Origin of the sequence: Vibrio sp. 10N.247.311.13 (assembly GCF_041467595.1) — a bacterium.
In the GTDB taxonomy this organism is placed as follows: Bacteria; Pseudomonadota; Gammaproteobacteria; order Enterobacterales; family Vibrionaceae; genus Vibrio; species Vibrio crassostreae_C.
On sequence record NZ_JBFSUX010000078.1, the window covers coordinates 1 to 20,273 of the forward strand.

21 protein-coding genes are annotated in these 20,273 nt (G+C 44.8%); 10 read left to right on the plus strand and 11 right to left on the minus strand.

What is annotated here, in order from left to right; translation table 11 throughout:
* Positions 1–99 precede the first annotated feature (99 nt).
* The 5 genes from AB6E52_RS20995 to AB6E52_RS21015 all read right to left on the minus strand — a co-directional run bounded on the left by AB6E52_RS20995 (position 100) and on the right by AB6E52_RS21015 (position 5,070).
* The gene (locus AB6E52_RS20995) at positions 100–717 is read right to left on the minus strand and encodes a CDP-alcohol phosphatidyltransferase family protein (RefSeq protein ID WP_102321515.1); all 618 of its coding nucleotides are present in this window, start codon (positions 715–717) and stop codon (positions 100–102) included.
* Entirely contained in the window at positions 707–1,357 is a 651-nt protein-coding gene (locus AB6E52_RS21000) for an ATP-binding cassette domain-containing protein (protein WP_017068056.1), read from the minus strand. The genes AB6E52_RS20995 and AB6E52_RS21000 overlap by 11 nt, the downstream gene beginning before the upstream one ends.
* Positions 1,323–3,023 (minus strand): ABC transporter permease, encoded by a 1,701-nt coding sequence (locus tag AB6E52_RS21005; RefSeq protein WP_102321516.1) that lies wholly within the window; start codon positions 3,021–3,023, stop codon positions 1,323–1,325. Before AB6E52_RS21005 ends, AB6E52_RS21000 begins: the two co-directional genes overlap by 35 nt.
* A gap of 5 nt (positions 3,024–3,028) precedes the next feature.
* A complete protein-coding gene (locus tag AB6E52_RS21010) occupies positions 3,029–4,195 on the minus strand; it encodes an ABC transporter substrate-binding protein (RefSeq protein ID WP_102321517.1) in 1,167 nt (388 codons plus the stop codon).
* Between the two features lie 428 nt (positions 4,196–4,623).
* Entirely contained in the window at positions 4,624–5,070 is a 447-nt protein-coding gene (locus AB6E52_RS21015) for an META domain-containing protein (protein WP_004734625.1), read from the minus strand.
* Positions 5,071–5,258: 188 nt separating this feature from the next.
* Here AB6E52_RS21015 and AB6E52_RS21020 point away from each other — a divergent pair, with 188 nt between their 5' ends.
* Positions 5,259–5,522, plus strand: coding sequence for a DUF1289 domain-containing protein (locus AB6E52_RS21020; protein WP_017060324.1), 264 nt, complete (start codon positions 5,259–5,261; stop codon positions 5,520–5,522).
* A 109-nt stretch (positions 5,523–5,631) separates the two neighbouring features.
* Complete coding sequence (locus AB6E52_RS21025; RefSeq protein WP_017060325.1) at positions 5,632–5,799, plus strand: hypothetical protein; 168 nt, start codon at positions 5,632–5,634, stop codon at positions 5,797–5,799.
* Positions 5,800–5,856: 57 nt separating this feature from the next.
* On the opposite strand, the gene AB6E52_RS21030 is transcribed toward AB6E52_RS21025, so the two are convergent.
* The 3 genes from AB6E52_RS21030 to AB6E52_RS21040 form a co-directional block, all read right to left on the minus strand.
* Complete coding sequence (locus tag AB6E52_RS21030) at positions 5,857–6,159, minus strand: thiamine-binding protein (protein WP_017065764.1); 303 nt, start codon at positions 6,157–6,159, stop codon at positions 5,857–5,859.
* 127 nt (positions 6,160–6,286) lie between these two features.
* Positions 6,287–6,508 carry a hypothetical protein gene (locus AB6E52_RS21035; protein WP_017057116.1) on the minus strand — a complete coding sequence of 74 codons (222 nt, stop codon included), beginning with the start codon at positions 6,506–6,508 and terminating at the stop codon, positions 6,287–6,289.
* A 253-nt stretch (positions 6,509–6,761) separates the two neighbouring features.
* Entirely contained in the window at positions 6,762–8,000 is a 1,239-nt protein-coding gene (locus AB6E52_RS21040) for a DEAD/DEAH box helicase (RefSeq protein WP_017071932.1), read from the minus strand.
* 209 nt (positions 8,001–8,209) lie between these two features.
* On the opposite strand from AB6E52_RS21040, the gene AB6E52_RS21045 reads away from it, so the two are divergent.
* Positions 8,210–8,836, plus strand: coding sequence for a LysE family translocator (locus tag AB6E52_RS21045; RefSeq protein WP_017060328.1), 627 nt, complete (start codon positions 8,210–8,212; stop codon positions 8,834–8,836).
* A 267-nt stretch (positions 8,837–9,103) separates the two neighbouring features.
* Positions 9,104–9,460 carry a hypothetical protein gene (locus AB6E52_RS21050; protein WP_017060329.1) on the plus strand — a complete coding sequence of 119 codons (357 nt, stop codon included), beginning with the start codon at positions 9,104–9,106 and terminating at the stop codon, positions 9,458–9,460.
* A 143-nt stretch (positions 9,461–9,603) separates the two neighbouring features.
* Here the strand turns inward: AB6E52_RS21050 and AB6E52_RS21055 are convergent, their stop codons facing one another.
* Both AB6E52_RS21055 and AB6E52_RS21060 read right to left on the minus strand, forming a co-directional pair.
* A complete protein-coding gene (locus AB6E52_RS21055; protein ID WP_102321518.1) occupies positions 9,604–10,728 on the minus strand; it encodes a M14-type cytosolic carboxypeptidase in 1,125 nt (374 codons plus the stop codon).
* A 135-nt stretch (positions 10,729–10,863) separates the two neighbouring features.
* On the minus strand, positions 10,864–11,139 hold the full coding sequence (locus AB6E52_RS21060; RefSeq protein ID WP_017060331.1) for a nitrogenase-stabilizing/protective protein NifW: 276 nt from the start codon (positions 11,137–11,139) through the stop codon (positions 10,864–10,866).
* Between the two features lie 307 nt (positions 11,140–11,446).
* On the opposite strand from AB6E52_RS21060, the gene AB6E52_RS21065 reads away from it, so the two are divergent.
* The 3 genes from AB6E52_RS21065 (at position 11,447) to AB6E52_RS21075 (ending at position 15,365) form a co-directional block, all read left to right on the plus strand.
* Positions 11,447–12,541 carry a NapC/NirT family cytochrome c gene (locus tag AB6E52_RS21065; protein WP_017060332.1) on the plus strand — a complete coding sequence of 365 codons (1,095 nt, stop codon included), beginning with the start codon at positions 11,447–11,449 and terminating at the stop codon, positions 12,539–12,541.
* Positions 12,542–12,563: 22 nt separating this feature from the next.
* Entirely contained in the window at positions 12,564–15,011 is a 2,448-nt protein-coding gene (locus AB6E52_RS21070; RefSeq protein ID WP_017071931.1) for a molybdopterin guanine dinucleotide-containing S/N-oxide reductase, read from the plus strand.
* A 141-nt stretch (positions 15,012–15,152) separates the two neighbouring features.
* Positions 15,153–15,365: a TIGR02450 family Trp-rich protein gene (locus tag AB6E52_RS21075; protein WP_017071930.1), complete on the plus strand. Its 213-nt coding sequence runs from the start codon at positions 15,153–15,155 to the stop codon at positions 15,363–15,365.
* Positions 15,366–15,394: 29 nt separating this feature from the next.
* Here AB6E52_RS21075 and AB6E52_RS21080 read toward each other — a convergent pair whose 3' ends face one another.
* Positions 15,395–16,132 (minus strand): HAD-IIB family hydrolase, encoded by a 738-nt coding sequence (locus AB6E52_RS21080; RefSeq protein ID WP_102321519.1) that lies wholly within the window; start codon positions 16,130–16,132, stop codon positions 15,395–15,397.
* A 640-nt stretch (positions 16,133–16,772) separates the two neighbouring features.
* On the opposite strand from AB6E52_RS21080, the gene proV reads away from it, so the two are divergent.
* From proV to proX, 3 genes are read left to right on the plus strand one after another with little or no spacing between them, the layout of a single operon-like run.
* On the plus strand, positions 16,773–17,960 hold the full coding sequence (gene proV / locus AB6E52_RS21085) for a glycine betaine/L-proline ABC transporter ATP-binding protein ProV (protein ID WP_017067805.1): 1,188 nt from the start codon (positions 16,773–16,775) through the stop codon (positions 17,958–17,960).
* A gap of 3 nt (positions 17,961–17,963) precedes the next feature.
* The gene (proW, locus tag AB6E52_RS21090) at positions 17,964–19,058 is read left to right on the plus strand and encodes a glycine betaine/L-proline ABC transporter permease ProW (RefSeq protein ID WP_102321520.1); all 1,095 of its coding nucleotides are present in this window, start codon (positions 17,964–17,966) and stop codon (positions 19,056–19,058) included.
* Positions 19,051–20,058, plus strand: coding sequence for a glycine betaine/L-proline ABC transporter substrate-binding protein ProX (gene proX, locus AB6E52_RS21095; protein WP_017065955.1), 1,008 nt, complete (start codon positions 19,051–19,053; stop codon positions 20,056–20,058). The genes proW and proX overlap by 8 nt, the downstream gene beginning before the upstream one ends.
* The last annotated feature ends 215 nt before the right edge of the window (positions 20,059–20,273 follow it).

Sequence of the window (20,273 nt, forward strand, 5' to 3'; positions counted from 1 at the left end):
ATTATCTGCTAACTGCAGGATCGTTCAAGTCTTCTTAAACGATCGGCATTAGCTCACAATGAGCGGCGTTTTTATAGGTGCAAGAAACTAACTCATTTATTAACTAGCTTGGTTTTTTAGTGTCTGAAAACCAAAATAAATACGCATGAACGTGGTTAGCCAACAAGCTGCACCAAAGGTGTAAGCGATAACCGCAAAGTGTTGAGGCCAAATACAAAACGCGATGAAACAAGCGATGGTTTCAGTGCCTTCGGTTAGCCCTGACATGTAGTACAGAGACTTATGCTTATAGACTGGGTTTTCAATGCCTCGCTTGCCTGCCATAACCGCAAACGCTAAAAAGCTGCTGCCTGTGCCGATAAAAGAGAAGATCAAAAATGCACCGGCAATGGCGTTGTGTTCTGGGTTGGCAATGACAAATCCAAAAGGGATCAGCGAGTAGAATAGGAAATCTAGGCTGATATCGAGGAAACCGCCCGCATCACTAATGCCTTGGATTCGAGCCAAGGCTCCATCAAGCCCATCACATACTCTATTAAACACAATGAAGCCTAACGCCCACTCATATTGTTGAAATGCCAACGCTGGAAACGCTAAACACCCAATCAGAAATCCGAATAACGTGGTTTGATTGGCCGTGATACCCAATTGGTTTACTAACTTAGCAGACTGATTTAATGGCCACTTAATGACCTTAATGGAGTACTTATCCAGCATGGTTACTTCTCCATGGCCAAGACAGTACTTCTGCCCCTTGAGGTACATCGGCTTCGTCGTGCGTGACCATTAATGTAGGGATATTCGCTTTGGTCAGCTGTTCGAAGACCCAATCGCGAAATTGTGCTCTGAGCTCTTGGTCTAACTTACTGAACGGTTCGTCAAGCAGGGCGAGTTTAGGCTTGGCTAACAACATACGAGTCAAGCTTATTCTTGCGCGTTGACCGCCGGATATTTGATCCGGGAAAGATTCAGCTAAGTGAGTTAGCTCTATGTCTTTTAGTGCAGCCATTGCTTGTTTTTGGCGAGCGGAACCTTTAACAGAGTTCGGTAACGAAAAGGCCAAGTTTTCCCATACTTTGAGGTGCGGAAACAACAAGTCATCTTGAAACAAAATACCGACTTCACGCTGATGTGATGGAAGCTCGTCGAGCTGAATATTGTTCAACACAACGGTGCCAGAGTACGAAAAATCTTCACTTAAGTGACCAGCAATCGCATCCAGTAAGGTCGACTTTCCGCAGCCACTCGGCCCCATCAAAGCCAGTATTTGGCCAGATTCTAATGTGACGTTTAGCGCTGAGAACAGCGAATCTCCATCGGTTTTACGGATGGCGAGGTCGTTGAGGTACAGACTCATTACTTAGGAAACCTTTAAAAGTAAGGCGGCGATATCTCAGTTGAAGTCGGCTGACTAATATCGCTAAAGAGAAAAAGAACAGAGGCAATAGGGCCTGCCAAATGGCATAGATTGCTGTCACCCTGCGGTCGAAACCACTGGTAAGTGCAACGGCTTCTGTGGTGATCGTGCTAATACGGCCTGCGCCGAGCATTAATGTTGGAAGGTATTGGGCCAAACTCACGCTGATCCCGACCGCCCAAGCAAAGGCAATCGCAGGAAGCAAGATTGGTAGTTTGATCGAATACCAACTCTGAAATGGCGATTTACCTAGGCTCAGCGAGGCTTTAATCAACCCATCATTGAAGCTTTTCCACGGGCCATCCAAAGACAGGTACACAAACGGGAAAGCAAAGAAAACATGCGCCCAAATCACCCAGAACTCATAGGCACTACTGCCGATGTAGAGGGTCGTGACTTGCATACCAAACAACACTGAAAGCTGTGGTATTAGCATTGGAATAGCGATAATGAAGCCCGGAACTTGCCACTTGTATTTGATTCTGTATTCGTGAGCAACCAGCGCAAGCAACAAAGCGATTGAAGCAGCAATCAGACCAATCCATAAGCTTTGACCAACGGTGCTCATGATGCCTTCCCACTCGAACTCCCAGAAGCGCGTGCTGTAGCTGCTCGGCAGTAAATCAGGGAAGCGCCAACGCTGAGCAACGCTCCAAATTACCATTAAAGGAATGATCAGCAGTGAAAGGCTAGCAAGGACAGTGAATACCGTTTTCCCCGGAAGGTTTGCCCCTGTTCTTCCGGAATACTGCCAAGTTCGAAAGTACTTAAGAACCGCCCATTCAACTAAACGCGCCAAGGCGATGATCAACGAAGCTAAACCAAACAAAACGATGGCACCAGCAGCAGCTCGCGGAAGTAGGTTAAGATCCGGATCGTTGAACCATTGCCATACCAAAACGGCAAAGGTCGGCGGGTTGGTTGGGCCTATGATCAAAGCAATATCGACAACCGAGACACTGTAAGCGAGTACCGCCAGCATTGGGAAACGAAGCTTGGTAAACCATTGTGGGAAAATACATTTCCACCAGATCTGAGCGCGGCTGTAACCGAGCGATGCACTGACCTTGGTGATACGCTCTACATCAATTTGCTGAAGTATCGAAATGCTCATCAGCAATAAGAAGGGGACTTCTTTGAGTGCGAGCATAATAATTAAGCCGAACGCGTATGGGTCTTTCACCAATAACGCCAATTCAGAGCTGGTAGCCGATTCGCCGAGCAAGTGATGTACCGCTCTTGCGCCAAGCCCCGTTGGACTAAACAGAAAAGCAAAGCCGATAGCGAAAGCTACATGTGGAATGGCAAGCATTGGCGATAGCGTAAACTCAATCTTTCTCCAAAACTTGTTTCCCCAAGAGGCTTGAAGAATACAAAAGGTCAGGAAGCAGGCTATATAGCTGCTTGCAATTGCTGAACCTAGGCTTAAGCCAATAGAGTGCCAAGCCCCTTCCCATTGAAAGACTTGGCTAAAACCGTTGAGTGTCGGCTCCTCTAAACCAAGGGGCGGGATGAAACTCAGTGACGAAGCCACGACTCCCGCTACCCCAGGAATGGTCGGGATAATGCATACAGCTATAACAACAAAATATAGAGCGCGTAGCATGAAGACTAGTTACCGTATCGCTTAAGCCACTCTTTCTCGAGCGCGTTTTGCCAGCTAGGGTGTGGTTCATCAACCGATTTAAATTGCTGGGTGTTTTTAGCGCTGCCAGTGAGGTACTTGCTGCTCAGAACCGAAGGATCGCCCCAAACATTGAGGTCCCCCTTGCGAGACTGTGCTTCAGGGCTCAGTAAGAAGTTAATGGTCACTTGAGCACCCGCGGTTGCATTGGCGTTCCAAGGAATCGCAAGGAAGTGAATGTTAGATAGAGCGCCGCTTTCTAGAGCATAAGCCTTAGTGGTTTCGGCTAAGCGACCACTGGCTTGTGCTGAATAAACAGAGTTTGGATTAAACGTAATCGCGAGATCGATCTGTCCGTCATCCAGAAGTTGGATGCTTTCCGATGTGCCTGCTGGGAATTGTTTGCCACCGCGCCAAGCCACTTTATGGAATTTATCTAAGTAAGCCCACAGTGGTGCCGTCACTTCTTGGAAGTTGTCTTCTGAAACCGGCTGAGCCAGTGCAGGGTTATTGTTTGTTAGTTCAATCAATAGAGACTTAATGAAGCTCGTGCCATGAAATTCTGGTGGGTGAGGGTAGCTTAAGCGATTTGGGAAAGCTTGAGCGTAGCTCAACATCTCTGAAAACGATTGTGGCGGGTTGTGTAGTGTCTCTTGATCGTGAATGAACACAAGTTGTCCCACGCCCCACGGTGCTTCCAAGCCTTCTGTCGGCTCTGAGAAATCAACATCAATCGGCAGAGACTTATCGACATACTGCCAATTTGGAAGTGACTCTGTAAATGGCCCAAACAATAGCGCGTTGTCTTTCATCGAGCGGAAGTTCTCGCCATTAATCCAGACGATATCGACGCTGCCTTCACTGTTCTTTCCTGCTGCTTTTTCAGCAAGCAGTCGAGTGGTGGTTTCCGCAATATCGGTCACTTTCACATGCTTTAACGTGACACCGTAGTCACTTTGTAATTTCTTGCCTGCCCACTGTAGGTAACGATTGATCTCTTGGCTTCCGCCCCAAGCGTGAAAGTAGACAGTTTCTCCCTCTGCCTGCTGTTCTATTTGGTTCCAGCTGTCGGTGGATGTTGCTTCATCAGCATAAATGGTTGCGCTGTATGCAACGGTTGCCATGATTCCTAACGTACTTACTATCTTGTTCATAAACTTTTCCATTTGGTAGTGAACGGGCAAGAGCATTGTATTTTCGAACTCCCTAGTGCGTATTGACCCTTCGTGGTTAACGAAAGATCAACATGCCCTAATAGTTATTCTATCTGTTTCTGAAATAAATTCTAATTCAACAGTAAATTCAATCAATTACTTGAGAATAAGCAGGGAGTTCGCGGTCGAGTTTTGTTCGATACGTAATCATCTCGAAAACTCGACAGACTCTAGGCTTTTGCCATCCTAGCAACAGACCGCTGAACCGTTGAATTTATTGCATCTAAATGAGAGATTTTTGAGGTTTATTGGAGGTTGGTACGAAAAGTCGGCGATGAGCGTCAATTTTGAAGAAGTAGTGAGGGCAAGCTGACAATAAAAAAGGAGCCATCAGGCTCCTTTAATCAGTATTTGGTTTCGATGACGGATTAGTTTACCCAGTCACGAATTGTGTACGTTAGCGTGTGTACATCGTTTTTCAGTACTAGCGTATCGTTTGTTAGCGTTACGTCGCTCCACTCGCTTAGAGTAGCAGAAACCGATTGTTCGATTTCCATCGCAGAGCCGTGACACATTTTCATTGTCATGCCCATTTGCTTGATACGGAATTGACCGTCTTTCAGCTCGCCTTGACCGAAGAAGTTGTTACAACCAGCCATGCCGTTTGCAGTCATCTTTTCGCCGATCTCTAGACGAGGAGCTGCTTGGTCTTCGCTTTTCACAATGTCCTTGCCATCAATTTGCGCAAGTTCCCAATTATGGTGCTGTAGATCGGTTGGTGTTACTTGCATCGCGTTGTCACCTGTTGTTGTGCATGCTGCTAGCATCATAGGTAAAGCGGCTACTGCTAGTAATTTTTTTGAACTAAACTTCATATTATAAGGCTCCAAAGGAAAGAACGAAGTTACCGGATAAGTGTAACTTGATGGGTTCAAAGTATAGTTTACAAAACACTATATGTGTCAGTATAAGGTCATAGTTTAGTATGGATTTCACGAGCCAGGCGACAAATTAATCGCTTATTTTTGAGAGAGTAAGCGTAATTTTGAATGTGTAAGGAGGCATGGTGGAGCAGTTAGAGTTTTTCCAAGTTCCAAGCCCTTGCGTTGGGGTTTGTTCAAGCGATGACAAAGGCTATTGCAACGGTTGTATGCGCAAGAGAGAAGAGCGCTTTAATTGGATGTCGATGACACCGTCAGAACAATTGCACGTGATAAAGCTGTGTCGTCAGCGCTATAGAAGAAAAATAATGAATCAAAAAAACTTGATTGGTAAGCAGGTCGATGAAGAGGGAAATACCAGTCCCCAAAGAGATCTTTTTGGCTAAAGAGGAAGTATTTAGATTTTATTTAACTCCGAAGTAACTATTACTTTACATAATGGTTGGGGTGTAATATTAAAGTAGGTACCTTTGTACCTGAAGGAGTGGTGTCGGTATGAATAAAAAGAACGTAAAAATCAAAAAAGAGCCAGTCAAAGCACTTGACCGAAAACCGATCGGGGCAAAAGATGACCCTGAAGAGACTCCGCGTGATTGGCATTCGATGTCAGAAGAAGAACGAATGGAAATCCTTTCTCACCTCTCAGACATGCCTTTCCAATAACACCACTGGTTCTTCAGAGCCTTTCTTAAAGCTCAGTTTTCAGAAACAAAAATGTGATTAAACAAACATGTGATTCGCTTTCGTTACACCACGATGGTACGTGCAAAATGTATCATCGGCCTCGGTGGTTTTACTGTGAATCTTAATGTTTGTGATCACTTCTACCGCCCCTGCATCGTAGCAAGCTTGTTCTGCTTTTTTAACGATATCGAGTAATTGGTTGAGTTCACCTTTCATCGTAGTTTCCATCGCACCGACTTGGAAAGGCACATCGGCAGCTTTCACAACTTCAATGGCTTTATCAACCACTTCGAAGTTGTTGCCTTCTTTAACGCGAGGTATCACTTGGAAGGCAACCATCACTTCTTTTTCTCTTTTTAACTCAGACACTTTCTGCTTACTCTAGGATAGGGAATTGTTGCAGATGATAGGTTAATTCGGAGACGAATTCTACAGCGATTATGCTGGTTGGATTACTCTCTTTGTCCTACTTGTTACCCCAGTGGTCACTTACCCAACCACCTATGTGCTCATCAAAATGACTGCCACTGAACCTCTGGTTGCGTTCAACCGAAGTATCACAATCATCTTTATTATCTATTAGGGTTTGTATGTAGTTTGCCATCGGGTCATTGGAACGTTGACGATCTCGGCGAGTTGCCACTTCCTTAATCAGTTGTAATCGATATGTAGAGCTAGCACGTTTCATTTCAATGACCTCCTGTTGTAGACACTAATAGAAAAATCTAGTTGCTAGATATAGGGGCGTCAACGTGATTTAAGAGTATTTTTTTTGAGCAACCAAGAATCAATACGTTGGCATCATAATTCACAAAAGTGTCATTTAAGTTGGCAACTTTAGGGAAGTTTTTGGGTGTGAATTTGTATTTTGTTGCATATAAAAAAGCCCAGTACAAACTGAGCTGACCATTCTATTTCTGGTTACTTAGAGTTATTTCTGGTTACTTAGAGCTATTTGGTTTGCTTTTAAATTGCTTAATGCTTTTCTTTTTAGCTGTTCTTCGATTGGCCATTTTATCTTTAGGTGGACGCTTGCGAGCGGTCGTTTCAGATGCAGGTTTGTCGGTAACCGGGAAACCCTCTAATGGTTGCAGCACTAACGGCTTATTGGTCAAGGTGCGAATCGCATTGAGGTAGTCAGTTTCGCTGTGGCTAACCAGAGAGACCGCGCAGCCAGTACTTCCTGCTCTTGCTGTACGACCAACGCGGTGTACGTAAGTTGCTGAGTGAGAAGGTAATTCGAAGTTAATTACGACAGGTAATTGATCAATATGAATGCCTCTAGCCATCACGTCTGTCGCGATAAGCACACGAGTCTCGCCATTTTTGAAACTTTCTAATGCTTGCTCTCGTTCTTCTTGGCTCTTATTTCCATGTAACGCACTCACACTGATTTTGGCTTTATTCAATCGTTTGGTTAATGCATCGGCATTGTCTTTTGCGCCAATAAATACCAATACTTGCGGCCATGTGTGTTGATTGAGTAGTGCGATGAGCGCTTGAGCTTTACTGCCTTTGTTCACTAAATACAGGGTTTCTTCAATAGCCGCGACCACGCTGTTTTCTTGATGTGTCGTGACCTTAACTGGATTTGAAAGAAGCTCTTCAGCCTGACCTACTAATTCGGGCGGAAGTGTCGCAGAGAACAACAGTGACTGACGTTTGCTCGGTAGTGCTGAAGTAATCGCTTGAATATCTGGCCAAAATCCCATGTCGATCAGGCGGTCGGCTTCATCAAGAACCAATGATGAACACCGAGCTATATCCAGTTCATCACTTTTGATTAAAGCAAGTAGGCGGCCCGGTGTGGCGATGGCTAATTGTGGTTTAGTCGATAATTGTTGCTGTTGATCATCAGTATTTACGCCGCCCGTTAGCGTTACCAATTTGATATTGAGCGTTGTCGCGATCGGTTCTAAAGATTTGGTCACTTGAGATGCAAGTTCACGGGTTGGAACAATGATCAGTGCTTGCAGTTCATTCACATCTTGGTTGATGTTATTCAGTAAAGGTAAGCCGAACGCCAATGTTTTACCGCTGCCCGTTTGAGCCAATGCGAGTACGTCTTTCCCCGCAATAATGGTAGGAATTACCGCTTGCTGTATCTCTGTCGGCTTATTGAATTGAGATGAGAGCGCGGAGACGGTTTTTGCGTTAAGGGTTAGGCTATCAAATGACATAAATGAACCAAGTATCAAAAAGGAGGTGGAGTCTATCAGGGCTACAAATGTTAGAGAATCAGTTTTGTATGTTAGACGATAAACACATTCATTATACGCGCGAATTATGTCTGTTAGCTATACGCGATAATTAAGCGTTTATCATATTGTAATGGCACTGAATGGACGTACAATGTCCGCCCTAAAAATGTTCATGAAATGAGATCGAAATGAGTTGGGACAGTATCTGGCTGTTTATCGTTATCGTGTTTTTTATTGCCATTATCCCGGGCCCAAATGCGCTGTTGGTATTAAGCACAGCCTTAACTCAAAGGAAGCTGTTCGCATTTGTGAACGTGTTGGGCGTGTCATGTGGTTTCTTTTTTCATGCCTTTATCTCGGCTAACGGCATAAGCTTATTACTGTCGAACACTCCCATGGCCTTTGAAGGGCTAAAGTGGGCTGGGGTTTTGTATCTTGTCTGGCTTGGGTATAACCATTTTCGTGCGGCGCTGCGCGCTCAAGAGGGCGTGCTCTCTGTGGTCAGTGCATCGGGAAGTAAGCTTTATAAGCAATTTTTCAAAGGGCTTCTCACTAATCTACTGAATCCTAAAATTGTCCTGTTTTATCTTTCTATATTCCCTCAATTTGTTTCAACAGATGCGATTGTGACAGACAGTTTGATACTTGGTGCAATTCAAGCGTCAGTGGTGTCGATGTGGTTCTTAGTTGTGATCTTAATGGCGGATACCTTTAAGCGCTTGTTAGTTCAAAAGCGCACCTCGCAAATGATGAACATTGTGTGTGGGATTCTATTCGTGGGCTTCAGCATTCAGTTGGCATTGTTTCAGCTTTAGGGTGCGATGCGAAGAATTGGGTTTTTAGCTATTGGTTCAGTTCATTTCCGGCTTAGTTCTCGTTTCCATCTTAGTTTTCATTTCCGATTCAGTTCTCATTTTTTACTGAATGCTAAGCAATCAGTGTTTCTCTGTATAAATCTCTAAAGCATTAGCTCGGGAAGTCGATATAATTATTAGCTATCAATTTGGTGAATGTGTTTATTTGAGACCAATTGAAGCTACAGCCTATTGCTTGACCGAAATAACAGAGACAGGGAGTCACCAATGCGTGAAGATTCATTCACCCAGAAACGCAAATATTACCGCTTAAAGTACCCTCAAAAGGCTCGTCCGGTGATGCGAATTAAGGATGAGCTTTTTCATGTCAGCGAAGTTTCTGAAAAGGGTGTACGCCTGATGATGCGTAACATCATTCCGGTTTATCGTGGCTTTTCAATGGCCGGCACCTTGAGGTTGCATGACAACAACAGTATCGATATTAGCGGTGCTGTATTGCGACAAGAAGGTGACGAAGTGATCGTTCAGTTATCACAAGGTCCGAGCTTCAAAGATATGGTGTCTGAACAACGCCACATTAGGCAAAGATACCCAGTGTTTTTTGCTAGCCTCAGAGTGGCATAGAAAGCTTTTAAAGTTAGATTCACTCATCCAAGCCGATATTAAAAAGCCCAGCACTTTCACAAGTGCTGGGCTTTGTTCTATCTATAGCCCAGATTCTTATAAACCAAAGGCGATACAGGTAAAGCTAATGAGCTTAGTTCGCCTTATAGCTCGTCTACTGTAGCCCAAACTGCGGCTAGCATATCGTGACCAAACGCGACACTTCGTTCTGGAGACCAGCCGTAAAGTTCGTCAGCGTGACTGATGTGATCTTTAAATGGCATCTCGACGGTGTAAGTCAAACACTTGAATTGCTCACCAATCCAGTTTGTGCCAACTGTCATGTTTGCTTTGCCTGGTTCGTCTTTATCGTAACCAAATTCATCTTGGAACTCTGGCGTGATAGTGAGCAGTGCTTGCTTGAAGTGGCTCTCTAGCTTCGCGATGCGCTCGTTGTAAGAAGGCGTGCCTTCGCTGCCTGCTACAAAGTTATATGGAATCGCTTCATCGCCATGAATATCTAGGCACAGGTCAACGCCCGTTTCTAGCATACGCTCGCGAACAAGGAATACTTCTGGGCTGCGTTCCATAGAAGGTGATTGCCATTCGCGGTTCAGGTTTACGCCAATCGCGTTAGTACGCAGGTGACCGCGGATGCTGCCATCTGGGTTCATGTTTGGTACAACTCTGAACACAACGCTGTCTAGAAGAGAGCGACCAACCGTATCTGTTTCATCAAGTAGGCGTTGTAGCAGGCCTTCGATCAGCCATTCAGCCATCGTCTCGCCAGGGTGTTGGCGACCAATAACCCAGATGTTTTTCTTCTCTTCACTTGGCTCGCCGATGGTTAGCAAAGTGATGTCGTTGTTGTCTAGCGTCTGACCTAGAGTTTCAAGCTTACAAGCAGGGTGCGTTTGAGCATTGTGCAGAAGATCTTGGTGACGATCGTATGAGTACGGCGCGAAGTACGCGAAGTACATTGAATCGTGTTCAGGGATGATATCGAAGCTTAATGTATCGCCATCGAACTGAGATGGGATACGGAACCACTCTTCACGGTCATACGATGCAACCACATCGTAATCTTTCCAGCCTTCAGGGTAGGCAGATGTTGCCAATTGACCGATTTCAAAGTGGTGAGCTTGTTGAGCTTCACTTTCTAAGCGGAAGTGAAACCACTGAGAGATTTCAGTTTGGTAGTCTGCTGGGATAGTCAGTTGAATGTTTTGTGGTGAATCTGCAGAAACGACGTGAATGTTGCCGCTTTCGAAATTGCTGAAAATTTTCATTGTAGTTTTTATCTCGTAGTTGAGTTGCCGTAAGACTAGCACACTTTTTTTCGAGCAAACCACTAACTAAATCGTAATGAGATGTTATTTCAACTATCTACTTTTTAGTTCTCTACTTTGAGCAGTACTTCCTATCTATCGACGCTGACAAGTTGTACACCCACGACAGGCTGAACGTGTGTGGCGATCTAACTTGCTGCGTTGAACCTTACAATAAGCGTTTTTCAGCGCTCTTCGTCCAGAGAACCAATCATCGGGTTTTGACAGGATCAGATAACCATTAAAGCGTTTCATAAGCTCGACTCTATTTTGGTTGATGAACTTGCTATCAAACCCAATTTCGAAGTAATCAAGCGCTTGTTCAATCGAGGTGAAACTCGCCATTTTTTGTTGGAATTCTGTTTGGTTCATTGAGTGAGGAGTTTATGAAAAATAGATAGCCAATATTGTAATAGATTTACAATTTACTTCTTTGACTTAGAAAGCCGTTTTGTCTCGTTGATGTTGGATTAATCAATAATGAATATTTAACCGCTGCTTCTTATTTGGTGGGTGATTGTATCTGGTGGGGAATAATTTCGTGAAGTGACCTTGGGTTCTCATAAAGGTTCAATTTTTGTTCCTCAGAATGCGATTTATGATCCAAATCAAACTGATCTACCCCTAAAGTACTATTCTGATCTTAATTGTAACCAATTGTTGAAGATGATTAAGAATTATGACAATAAAAAAACGTTATATCGCACTAATAGCGGCGGTTGGTATAGGTATTGGCTGGTTAACCTTAGGGGGAACTGCAGCCGTTATGCACTATACATCGAGCACTGAGTTTTGTGTTTCTTGCCACACAATGGAAGCACCCCACAAAGAATACCAAGGTTCTGTACACTTCAGTAACGCAAAAGGCATTCGAGCTGAATGTGCCGATTGCCACATTCCAACTGATCCGATTGACTACGTGATCACCAAAGTAAGAGCGTCCAAAGACATCTACCACGAATTTATTTCAGGTAAGATAGACACGCCTGAGAAATATGAAGCACACCGTGAAGAGATGGCTGAGACAGTTTGGGCTCAATTCCGCGAGAATGACTCAGCGACTTGTCGCTCTTGTCACGAATTCGATGCAATGGAAGAGTTCGAGCAATCTCGTGATGCAGCAAAAATGCATGCTTATGGTCGTGAAAATAACCAAACGTGTATCGATTGTCACAAAGGCGTTGCACATTTTGCTCCTGAAGCTCAGCTAGATAGCAAAGCGTTCGATACCCTGATCGCATTTACGAAAAACACGCCAGCAGATGCGAAAGTGGTTTACCCAGTAACCGATATCGCAATGGGTGACTTCGGCAGTGTAAACCCAACAGCAGAACTGCAAGTGGTCAAGGCTGAAGGCGACAACCGTACTGTGACTTTGAATGCATTCCAAATGAAAGGTGCAGAGCAAGTGCTTTACTTCGGTGAAGGCCAACGTGCAATCGTTGCGACATTGACAGACAAAGGTCAAGAAGCACTGACTACTGGTGACTATAAAGCCGATGCTTACGGTAACGAGTGGCGTTCAGTTGCGCTAACGGGTGATATCACTTCTCCAGTTGTCGATAAACTAGACCCAATCTGGTCTTACGCAGAAGAGTTGGACAACGTTTACTGTGCAACGTGTCACGCGAAAATTCCTTCAAACCACTTCACTGTGAATGCTTGGGGACCTGTTGCGAAAAGTATGGGCGACCGTACAGACATTTCTGAGCAAAACCTTGAGCTGCTGACTAAGTACTTCCAAAACCACGCGAAAGACGTTGTTGGTCACTAAAGAGAATTAGAAGGATAAAATTATGACTAATATGACACGTCGTGGATTTATGAAAGGCACAGGTATTACAGCTGGTGCGTTGGCATTCACATCTTTGACGCCGATGAGCGCAATTGCTTCGGACAAACGTGGTTCTGGTGTTCTAACATCAGGTCGTATGGGACCAATGCTGTGTGAAGTGAAAGATGGCAAGTTAGTGTCGACGACGAATGCACTGGCACAAACGGTTCCAAATAGCCTGCAGACCACAGGCCCTGATCAAGTACACACCAAAGCGCGTGTTAAGTACCCTATGGTTCGTAAAGGCTACTTGGCTAACCCATCTGCACCTGAAGGTGTGCGTGGTAGTGATGAATTTGTTCGTATCTCTTGGGATGAAGTGTACAAATTGATTCACCAACAACACTCACGTATTCGTCAAGAGCACGGTGCGGAATCTGTATTCGCAGGCTCTTATGGCTGGCGTTCAAGTGGTGTTCTGCACAAAGCGCAAACGCTTCTACAACGTTATATGAGCATGGCTGGTGGTTACTCTGGTCACTTAGGTGATTACTCAACAGGTGCTGCGCAAGTTATCATGCCGCACGTTGTGGGTTCGATTGAGGTGTATGAACAGCAGACGACTTACCCAGTTATCCTTGAGCACAGTGATGTGGTGGTACTTTGGGGCCTAAACCCAATTAACACCTTGAAGATCGCTTGGAGCTCAACCGACTGTGCAGGTCTTGAGTTCTTCCACCAGTTGAAGAAGTCGGGCAAGACAGTGATTGCGATTGACCCAATGCGCTCTGAGACTATCGAGTTTTTTGGTGACAACGCAGAGTGGATTGCTCCTCACCCAATGACTGACGTAGCCATGATGATGGGTATCGCACACACGTTAGTGAAACAGGGCAAGCACGATAAAGAATTCTTGGGTAAATACACAACAGGTTACGACGTATTCGAAGCTTACTTGATGGGTAAGGAAGACGGCGTAGAAAAATCTGCTGAGTGGGCGTCTGAGATCTGTGGTGTGCCAGTGAAGCAGCTTGAGCTACTTGCGGATATCTTCAGTAAGAACCGTACTATGCTGATGTCTGGCTGGGGTATGCAGCGTCAACAATACGGTGAACAACGTCACTGGATGTTGGTTACGCTAGCGACAATGCTAGGTCAAGTTGGCTTGCCTGGTGGTGGTTTCGGTCTTTCTTACCACTACTCAAACGGTGGTAACCCTGCTCGTGATGCAGGCGTACTTCCTGCGATTTCAGCGTCACTTGGCGGTGGTTCTTCGGCGGGTAACGATTGGGCTGTTTCAGGATCTGTGAACGCATTCCCTGTAGCGCGTATTGTTGAAGCGCTAGAAAACCCGGGTTCAAGCTACCATCACAATGGTCACAACCTAACGTTCCCAGAGATCAAAATGATCTGGTGGGCAGGCGGTGCGAACTTTACTCACCACCAAGATACCAACCGCTTGATCAAAGCTTGGCAAAAGCCTGAGCTGATTGTTATCTCAGAACCTTACTGGACAGCAGCAGCTAAGCACGCGGATATTGTTCTGCCAATTACTACATCGTTTGAACGTAATGATATGACGATGACGGGTGACTACAGTAACCAACACTTAGTGCCAATGAAGAAAGTGGTTGAGCCACAAGGTGAAGCTCGTAACGATTTCGATGTATTTGCGGACATGTCTGAGTTACTTGCTCCGGGTGGTCGTGATGTGTACACCGAAGGCAAGACCGAGATGGAATGGCTGTATGGTTTCTACAAAACCGCACAGCAAGGTGGTCGTGGTCAGCGTATCGTAATGCCTAACTTCAGCAAGTTCTGGGAAGATAATCAGTTGATCGAGATGAAGTGGAACGAGAAGAACGCACAGTTTGTTCGTTACGCTGATTTTCGTGAGAACCCAATCATGAACCCACTAGGTACACCAAGTGGCAAGTTCGAGATATTCTCAAGAACCATTGAAGGTTACCAACTAGATGATTGCCCTGCACACCCAACTTGGTTAGAACCAACAGAGTACACAGGCAACGCTAAAGATGGCGAACTGCAACTGATGACAGCGCACGCCGCGCACCGTCTGCATAGCCAGTTCAACTACGCGAAGATCCGCGAAGAGTATGCGATTGCAGACCGTGAGCCGATTTCAATTCACCCTGAAGATGCGAAAGCTCGAGGCATTAAAACGGGTGACTTGGTTCGTGCACATAATGGTCGTGGACAAGTATTGGTGGGTGCATTAGTGACGGATGGCATCAAACAAGGCTCTGTATGTATCCATGAAGGCGGTTGGCCTGATTTAGATAAAGAGACAGGCCTATGTAAAAACGGTGGCTGTAACGTGCTTACGTTAGATATCCCGACTTCTCGTTTGGCGAATGGCTGTGCTGCAAACTCTGCGCTTGTGAAGATTGAAAAATACACAGGTCCAGTATTAGAACTCACGGCATTTGATCCACCTAAAAACGGCTAATCTTTAACAAGTAATAGCTAACTGAATGAAGCCAGCCTAATCGCTGGCTTTTTTTGATCCTTTTCTTGCGACGAAGACTATTACTCAGTGTCGGCTAGACAATCCATAATAATCAATGACATCTAAGCGAGAAATAAACTCATGAATCGAATCAATCCAAAGAAACTACTTCGCAGTAAATGGACGGCCGTTAGCCCAATAAAGAAAGAAAAACACTTCATGGTCACAGAGGTAGAGTTTGAAGAAGGGGAGGTCATTCGTTGTTTAATAGAAGCGGTGATGACCAAACGTGAGGAAGACATCAACTGGCGGGATCTCACCGACAAGGATCATTGGCTTCCCGGTTGGAAATAAGGATAGCAAGTAGGGAGCAGTCCTTATTTCTAATTACCCGCTGCTGCACGTCCTTGCCAGTATTTAAGGCCTTCTAAGACACCCTCAGCATGTGTTGCTCTACTCGTGTATACGTTGTCTCTATCCGATAGGTGAGCAACCTCTGGGTAATGGTTAGCAACCAGTATCGAGTTTACGCCTTCAATGGTGAGCATTGAGGTGTCGTTAGCTGAGTCACCTGCGACGCACACTTCTGCAACGCTCAAATCGTGTTGTTCGAGTAGGTGGTGAATCGCAGTCGCCTTGTTAACGCCTTTTGGTGTGATATCTAAGTACCAATCATGAGAGTAAGTCAGGTGAACATCTAATCCGTGGATCTCCAAACTAGATTCAATCAGTTCGTGTTGAGGCTCTGAAAGCTTTCCTTCAAAAGTGATCTTGTAATCGCCTTGATGGTTCTCTATCCGCTCACCCATAAAATCAAGGGGGGCGAGAGCCGTCTCTACCCTTGATTTGTTCCAAGAAGCTTCCAGTTGGTTATGCCAAACATGGTCTGGTTTTTGGGAATGAACATGATGAATTTTGGTGCCCACATCGCTAATAATACTGTGTGGCTTCGGGTAGTTATCCGATTCTAAACCCATTCGAATCGAAGGTAATGTTCTTCCTGTCGCGATGATAAAGCGAATATCAGGTTGTTCTGTGAGGTAATCAAATAGCTGGTTAACACCGTGAGATGAGCCTCCATCAAGCGTACCGTCAAAGTCACACACCAACATTTTTATCATTCGAATTCCTTGTCTTTTTCTCTATTTCGTCACGGGAAAATGCTTATTTATTTTATAAAGAATGGCTCAGCAATGAGCACTCTACAAGTTGAAGTTCAGCTTAGATAATCACCAATTGACAGTTTGCAGCAAGTATCACAGTTGGTGTGACGTATTAAAATTCTTGGTTGAAAAGGTTGATTTCAACTCGCTGACTTTAGCCGGTTGACCTTTGGTTTTTAGGTAGAGATTGAGAGTTGATCTTATATTTTTTATCGAGCGAACTTTCGCCTCGGAAACATCATGAAAGCTTAATAAATAGTTCGTATTCGAATTGTTTGTGCACGAACTAATTATGGCTTTTGTTGGTTCATTCAGCCTATTAATTACTCTAATGTAAAATTAATATTCAATAATCTACGACTACGTAATACATAATATTGGCCGTACGCTTATCTAATTTATCCCTTTTATTATCAGTAACTTGCTTTGTTTTTGCTTATTTTTTGGTCTTGTTGTTGCTGGTCTGGTTTCAGTCTGTTGCCTTGTTTTACCGAGCGAAGAACCTTGATTTACACGTGTCAATTACTTAGAGTGCTAATTGTTTTTCGGGTTTAAATAACCAATTTAAGTTTAAATAACTGAGAAAGGATTAGATTACATGGATCCCATACTGGAAGTTAAGGGACTGTACAAGGTGTTTGGTGAAGACACCGACCGTGCTTTTACAATGATTAATGAAGGCGCAAATAAAGATAAAGTTTTCGAAGAAACAGGGCTAACGATCGGCGTTAACGATGTTTCTCTTAGTATCCAAGAAGGCGAGATTTTCGTCATAATGGGACTGTCAGGATCTGGCAAATCAACCCTAGTACGCCTTCTTAACCGCTTGATCGAACCAACCAAAGGCAATGTGCTTCTTCGAGGCAAAGACATTGCCCACATCTCAGAAGATGAACTCCGCGAAGTTCGCCGCAACAACATCTCGATGGTTTTCCAAAATTTCGCTTTGATGCCGCATATGACGGTCATCGAGAATGCCGCATTTGGTCTAGAGCTTGCGGGTGTTGAAGTTGAGCAACGAAAGCAGTCAGCACTTGAAGCACTTGAACGTGTTGGCCTTGGCGCATATTCAGAATCTTACCCAGATGAACTATCTGGTGGTATGAAGCAGCGTGTTGGTTTGGCTCGTGCACTAGCATGTGACCCAGATATCTTGTTGATGGATGAAGCGTTCTCGGCGCTCGATCCTTTGATTCGTACAGAAATGCAAGATGAGCTTATTCGCCTTCAAAATGACGATAAACGAACCATTGTTTTTATCTCGCATGATTTGGATGAAGCGATGCGTATCGGTGACCGAATTGCGATTATGCAAAATGGCGAAGTGGTTCAAGTAGGTACTCCAGACGATATTCTTAGTAACCCAGCGAATGATTATGTCGAAGCTTTCTTCCGTGGTGTGAACGTAGCAAGCGTACTTACTGTGAAAGACATTGCGCGTAAGAAGCCAGCTGCGGTATTTAAAAAATCAGAACACGATGGCCCAGCGTCCGCTCTACAAATTTTGATGGATAACGACCGCGAGTACGGCATCGTAGTTGAGAAGAGCAGCCGTTACTCCGGCATTGTCTCTATCGACTCGCTTCGTAAAGCCCACAAAGAGAACAAATCACTCATCAGCGCACAGCTCGATGATGGACTAACGCTGAACCCTGATTTACCAATCAATGATGTGCTTGGCCTAGTTGGTGGTGTGCCTTACTCAGTGCCTGTTGTGGATGAGCAAGGTAATTACTTTGGCGTGGTGACTAAGTCACGACTGTTACAAACATTGGATAAGGGGTAGATCATGTCGTCTGAACAAACAAATAATGACCCATGGTCTCAATCGGCTCCTCCAGCTCAACCTGCAAGTGATCCTTGGGGTCAATCCGCTGATACCTCACCGTCAACGGATTGGTTAAGCAGCGAAACCGTTGAAACGACACCTTTTGATCCACTTAACCCTTTTGCAGAGGCTGTGCTGCCTGTTGACACTTGGGTTGAGTCTGGACTGAATTGGTTAGTTGAGCACGGACGCCCATTATTCCAGGCAATCCGTGTGCCTATCGATTTTATCCTAAGTTCATTTGAAACGGCGTTGGTGTCTACGCCAGCACCATTCATGTTGATCATCTTGTTTCTAGTGGCATGGCAGTTTTCAAACTTGAAGCTTGGCGTTGCAACGGCCGTATCTTTGACTTTCATTGGCTTGATTGGCGCTTGGTCTGAAGCAATGACCACATTGTCACTGGTCATGACATCCGTATTCTTCTGCCTATTGATTGGCTTACCCATGGGGATATGGCTCGCTCGAAGTAACACGGCGGCTAAATTCGTGCGCCCAATTTTGGATGCTATGCAAACCACACCAGCCTTCGTTTATTTAGTACCGATCGTCATGTTGTTTGGTATCGGTAACGTTCCGGGTGTCGTGGTGACCATCATATTCGCACTTCCTCCTGTTGTTCGTTTGACCATTTTGGGTATTCAGCAAGTTCCGGAAGAATTGATCGAAGCGGGTCACTCATTCGGTGCAAGCAAAAAGCAGATGCTTTACCGAATTCAACTGCCACTTGCATTGCCAACTATCATGGCGGGCGTGAACCAAACACTGATGTTGTCGTTATCGATGGTGGTTATCGCATCAATGATTGCGGTAGGTGGTTTAGGTCAAATGGTACTGAGAGGTATTGGCCGTTTGGATATGGGACTGGCCGCTGTTGGTGGTTTAGGCATCGTTATCTTAGCCATCTTATTAGACAGAATCACCCAAGTACTGGGTGTCAATGCTGGTAATACAAAATTACGCTGGTATCGCATGGGACCTGTTTCCCTTGTACTGAATGTACTTAATCGCGGTAACAAATCAGAACTTCAATTAAGGAAAAACACCAATGAATAATTCATGGAAGAGTAAACTCGCAGTAAGCATCGTTTCTACATTAGCGGTATCGACTAACGTGTGGGCAGCAAGCCTACCGGGTGATGGCGTATCAGTTCAGCCTGTTCAATCGTCTGTAGCGGAAGAGACATTCCAAACATTGATCGTTAACCGTGCTCTAGAAGAACTGGGTTATGACGTGAAATCAACTCAAGAAGTGGACTACAACGTAGGCTACACCTCGATTGCAAAGGGTGACGCAACGTTCCTAACGGTAGGTTGGTTCCCGCTTCATGCTGATAAATACACAATGGCAGGTGGTGATGAGAAATTCTACCGTGAAGGCCAATATGTAAGCGGCGCTGCTCAAGGTTACCTAATTGATAAGAAAACGGCTGAAAAGTACAACATCACCAACATTGGTCAATTAACTGATCCAAAAATCGCGAAGCTGTTTGATGCGGACGGTGATGGCAAAGCAGACCTAACAGGCTGTAACCCAGGTTGGGGTTGTGAGATGGTGATTGAACACCAACTTTCAGCGTTCAAACTGGACGATACGGTAACTCACAACCAAGGTAACTACGCTGCAATCATTGCAGATACAATTTCTCGTTACCAAAAGGGTGAATCAATCCTTTACTACACGTGGACACCTTACTGGGTAAGTGGCGTATTGGTGCCTAACGAAGATGTAGTTTGGTTAGAAGTTCCTTTCTCAGCACTTCCTGGCGAGCGTTCGAACGTGGATACGACGCTATCTAACGGCAAAAACTACGGCTTCGAAATGAACTCAATGCGCATTATTGCGAATAAAGAGTTTGCTAAGAACAACCCATCAGCAGCGAAGCTTTTTGAAATCATCAAACTTAACATCAATGATGTAAGCGCTCAGAACATGATGATGAGTAAAGGTAAGAACAGCTCTGCGGATATCGAAGCGCACGTAAACGGTTGGATCAAAGCGAACCAAAGCACGTTCGATGGTTGGATTACAGAAGCGAAGAAAGCAGCACTGTAACTTTGACTTGTATTTGTTCTGTCTTACCAGATACTTTGATTTGAAATGATGAGCGTGTTGAGTGATTGTGTAGAGTCACTCAATCACCTTCAAACCAAGTGAAAGGGCGACAAGAGTGAACATTATAAAGCCAGCAGTCCATTTGGATTGCTGGCTTTTTGTTTGTGCGCCGAGCATGGCGTTGATCTAGGAGGTGAAAGTCCTCTACGGGCTCA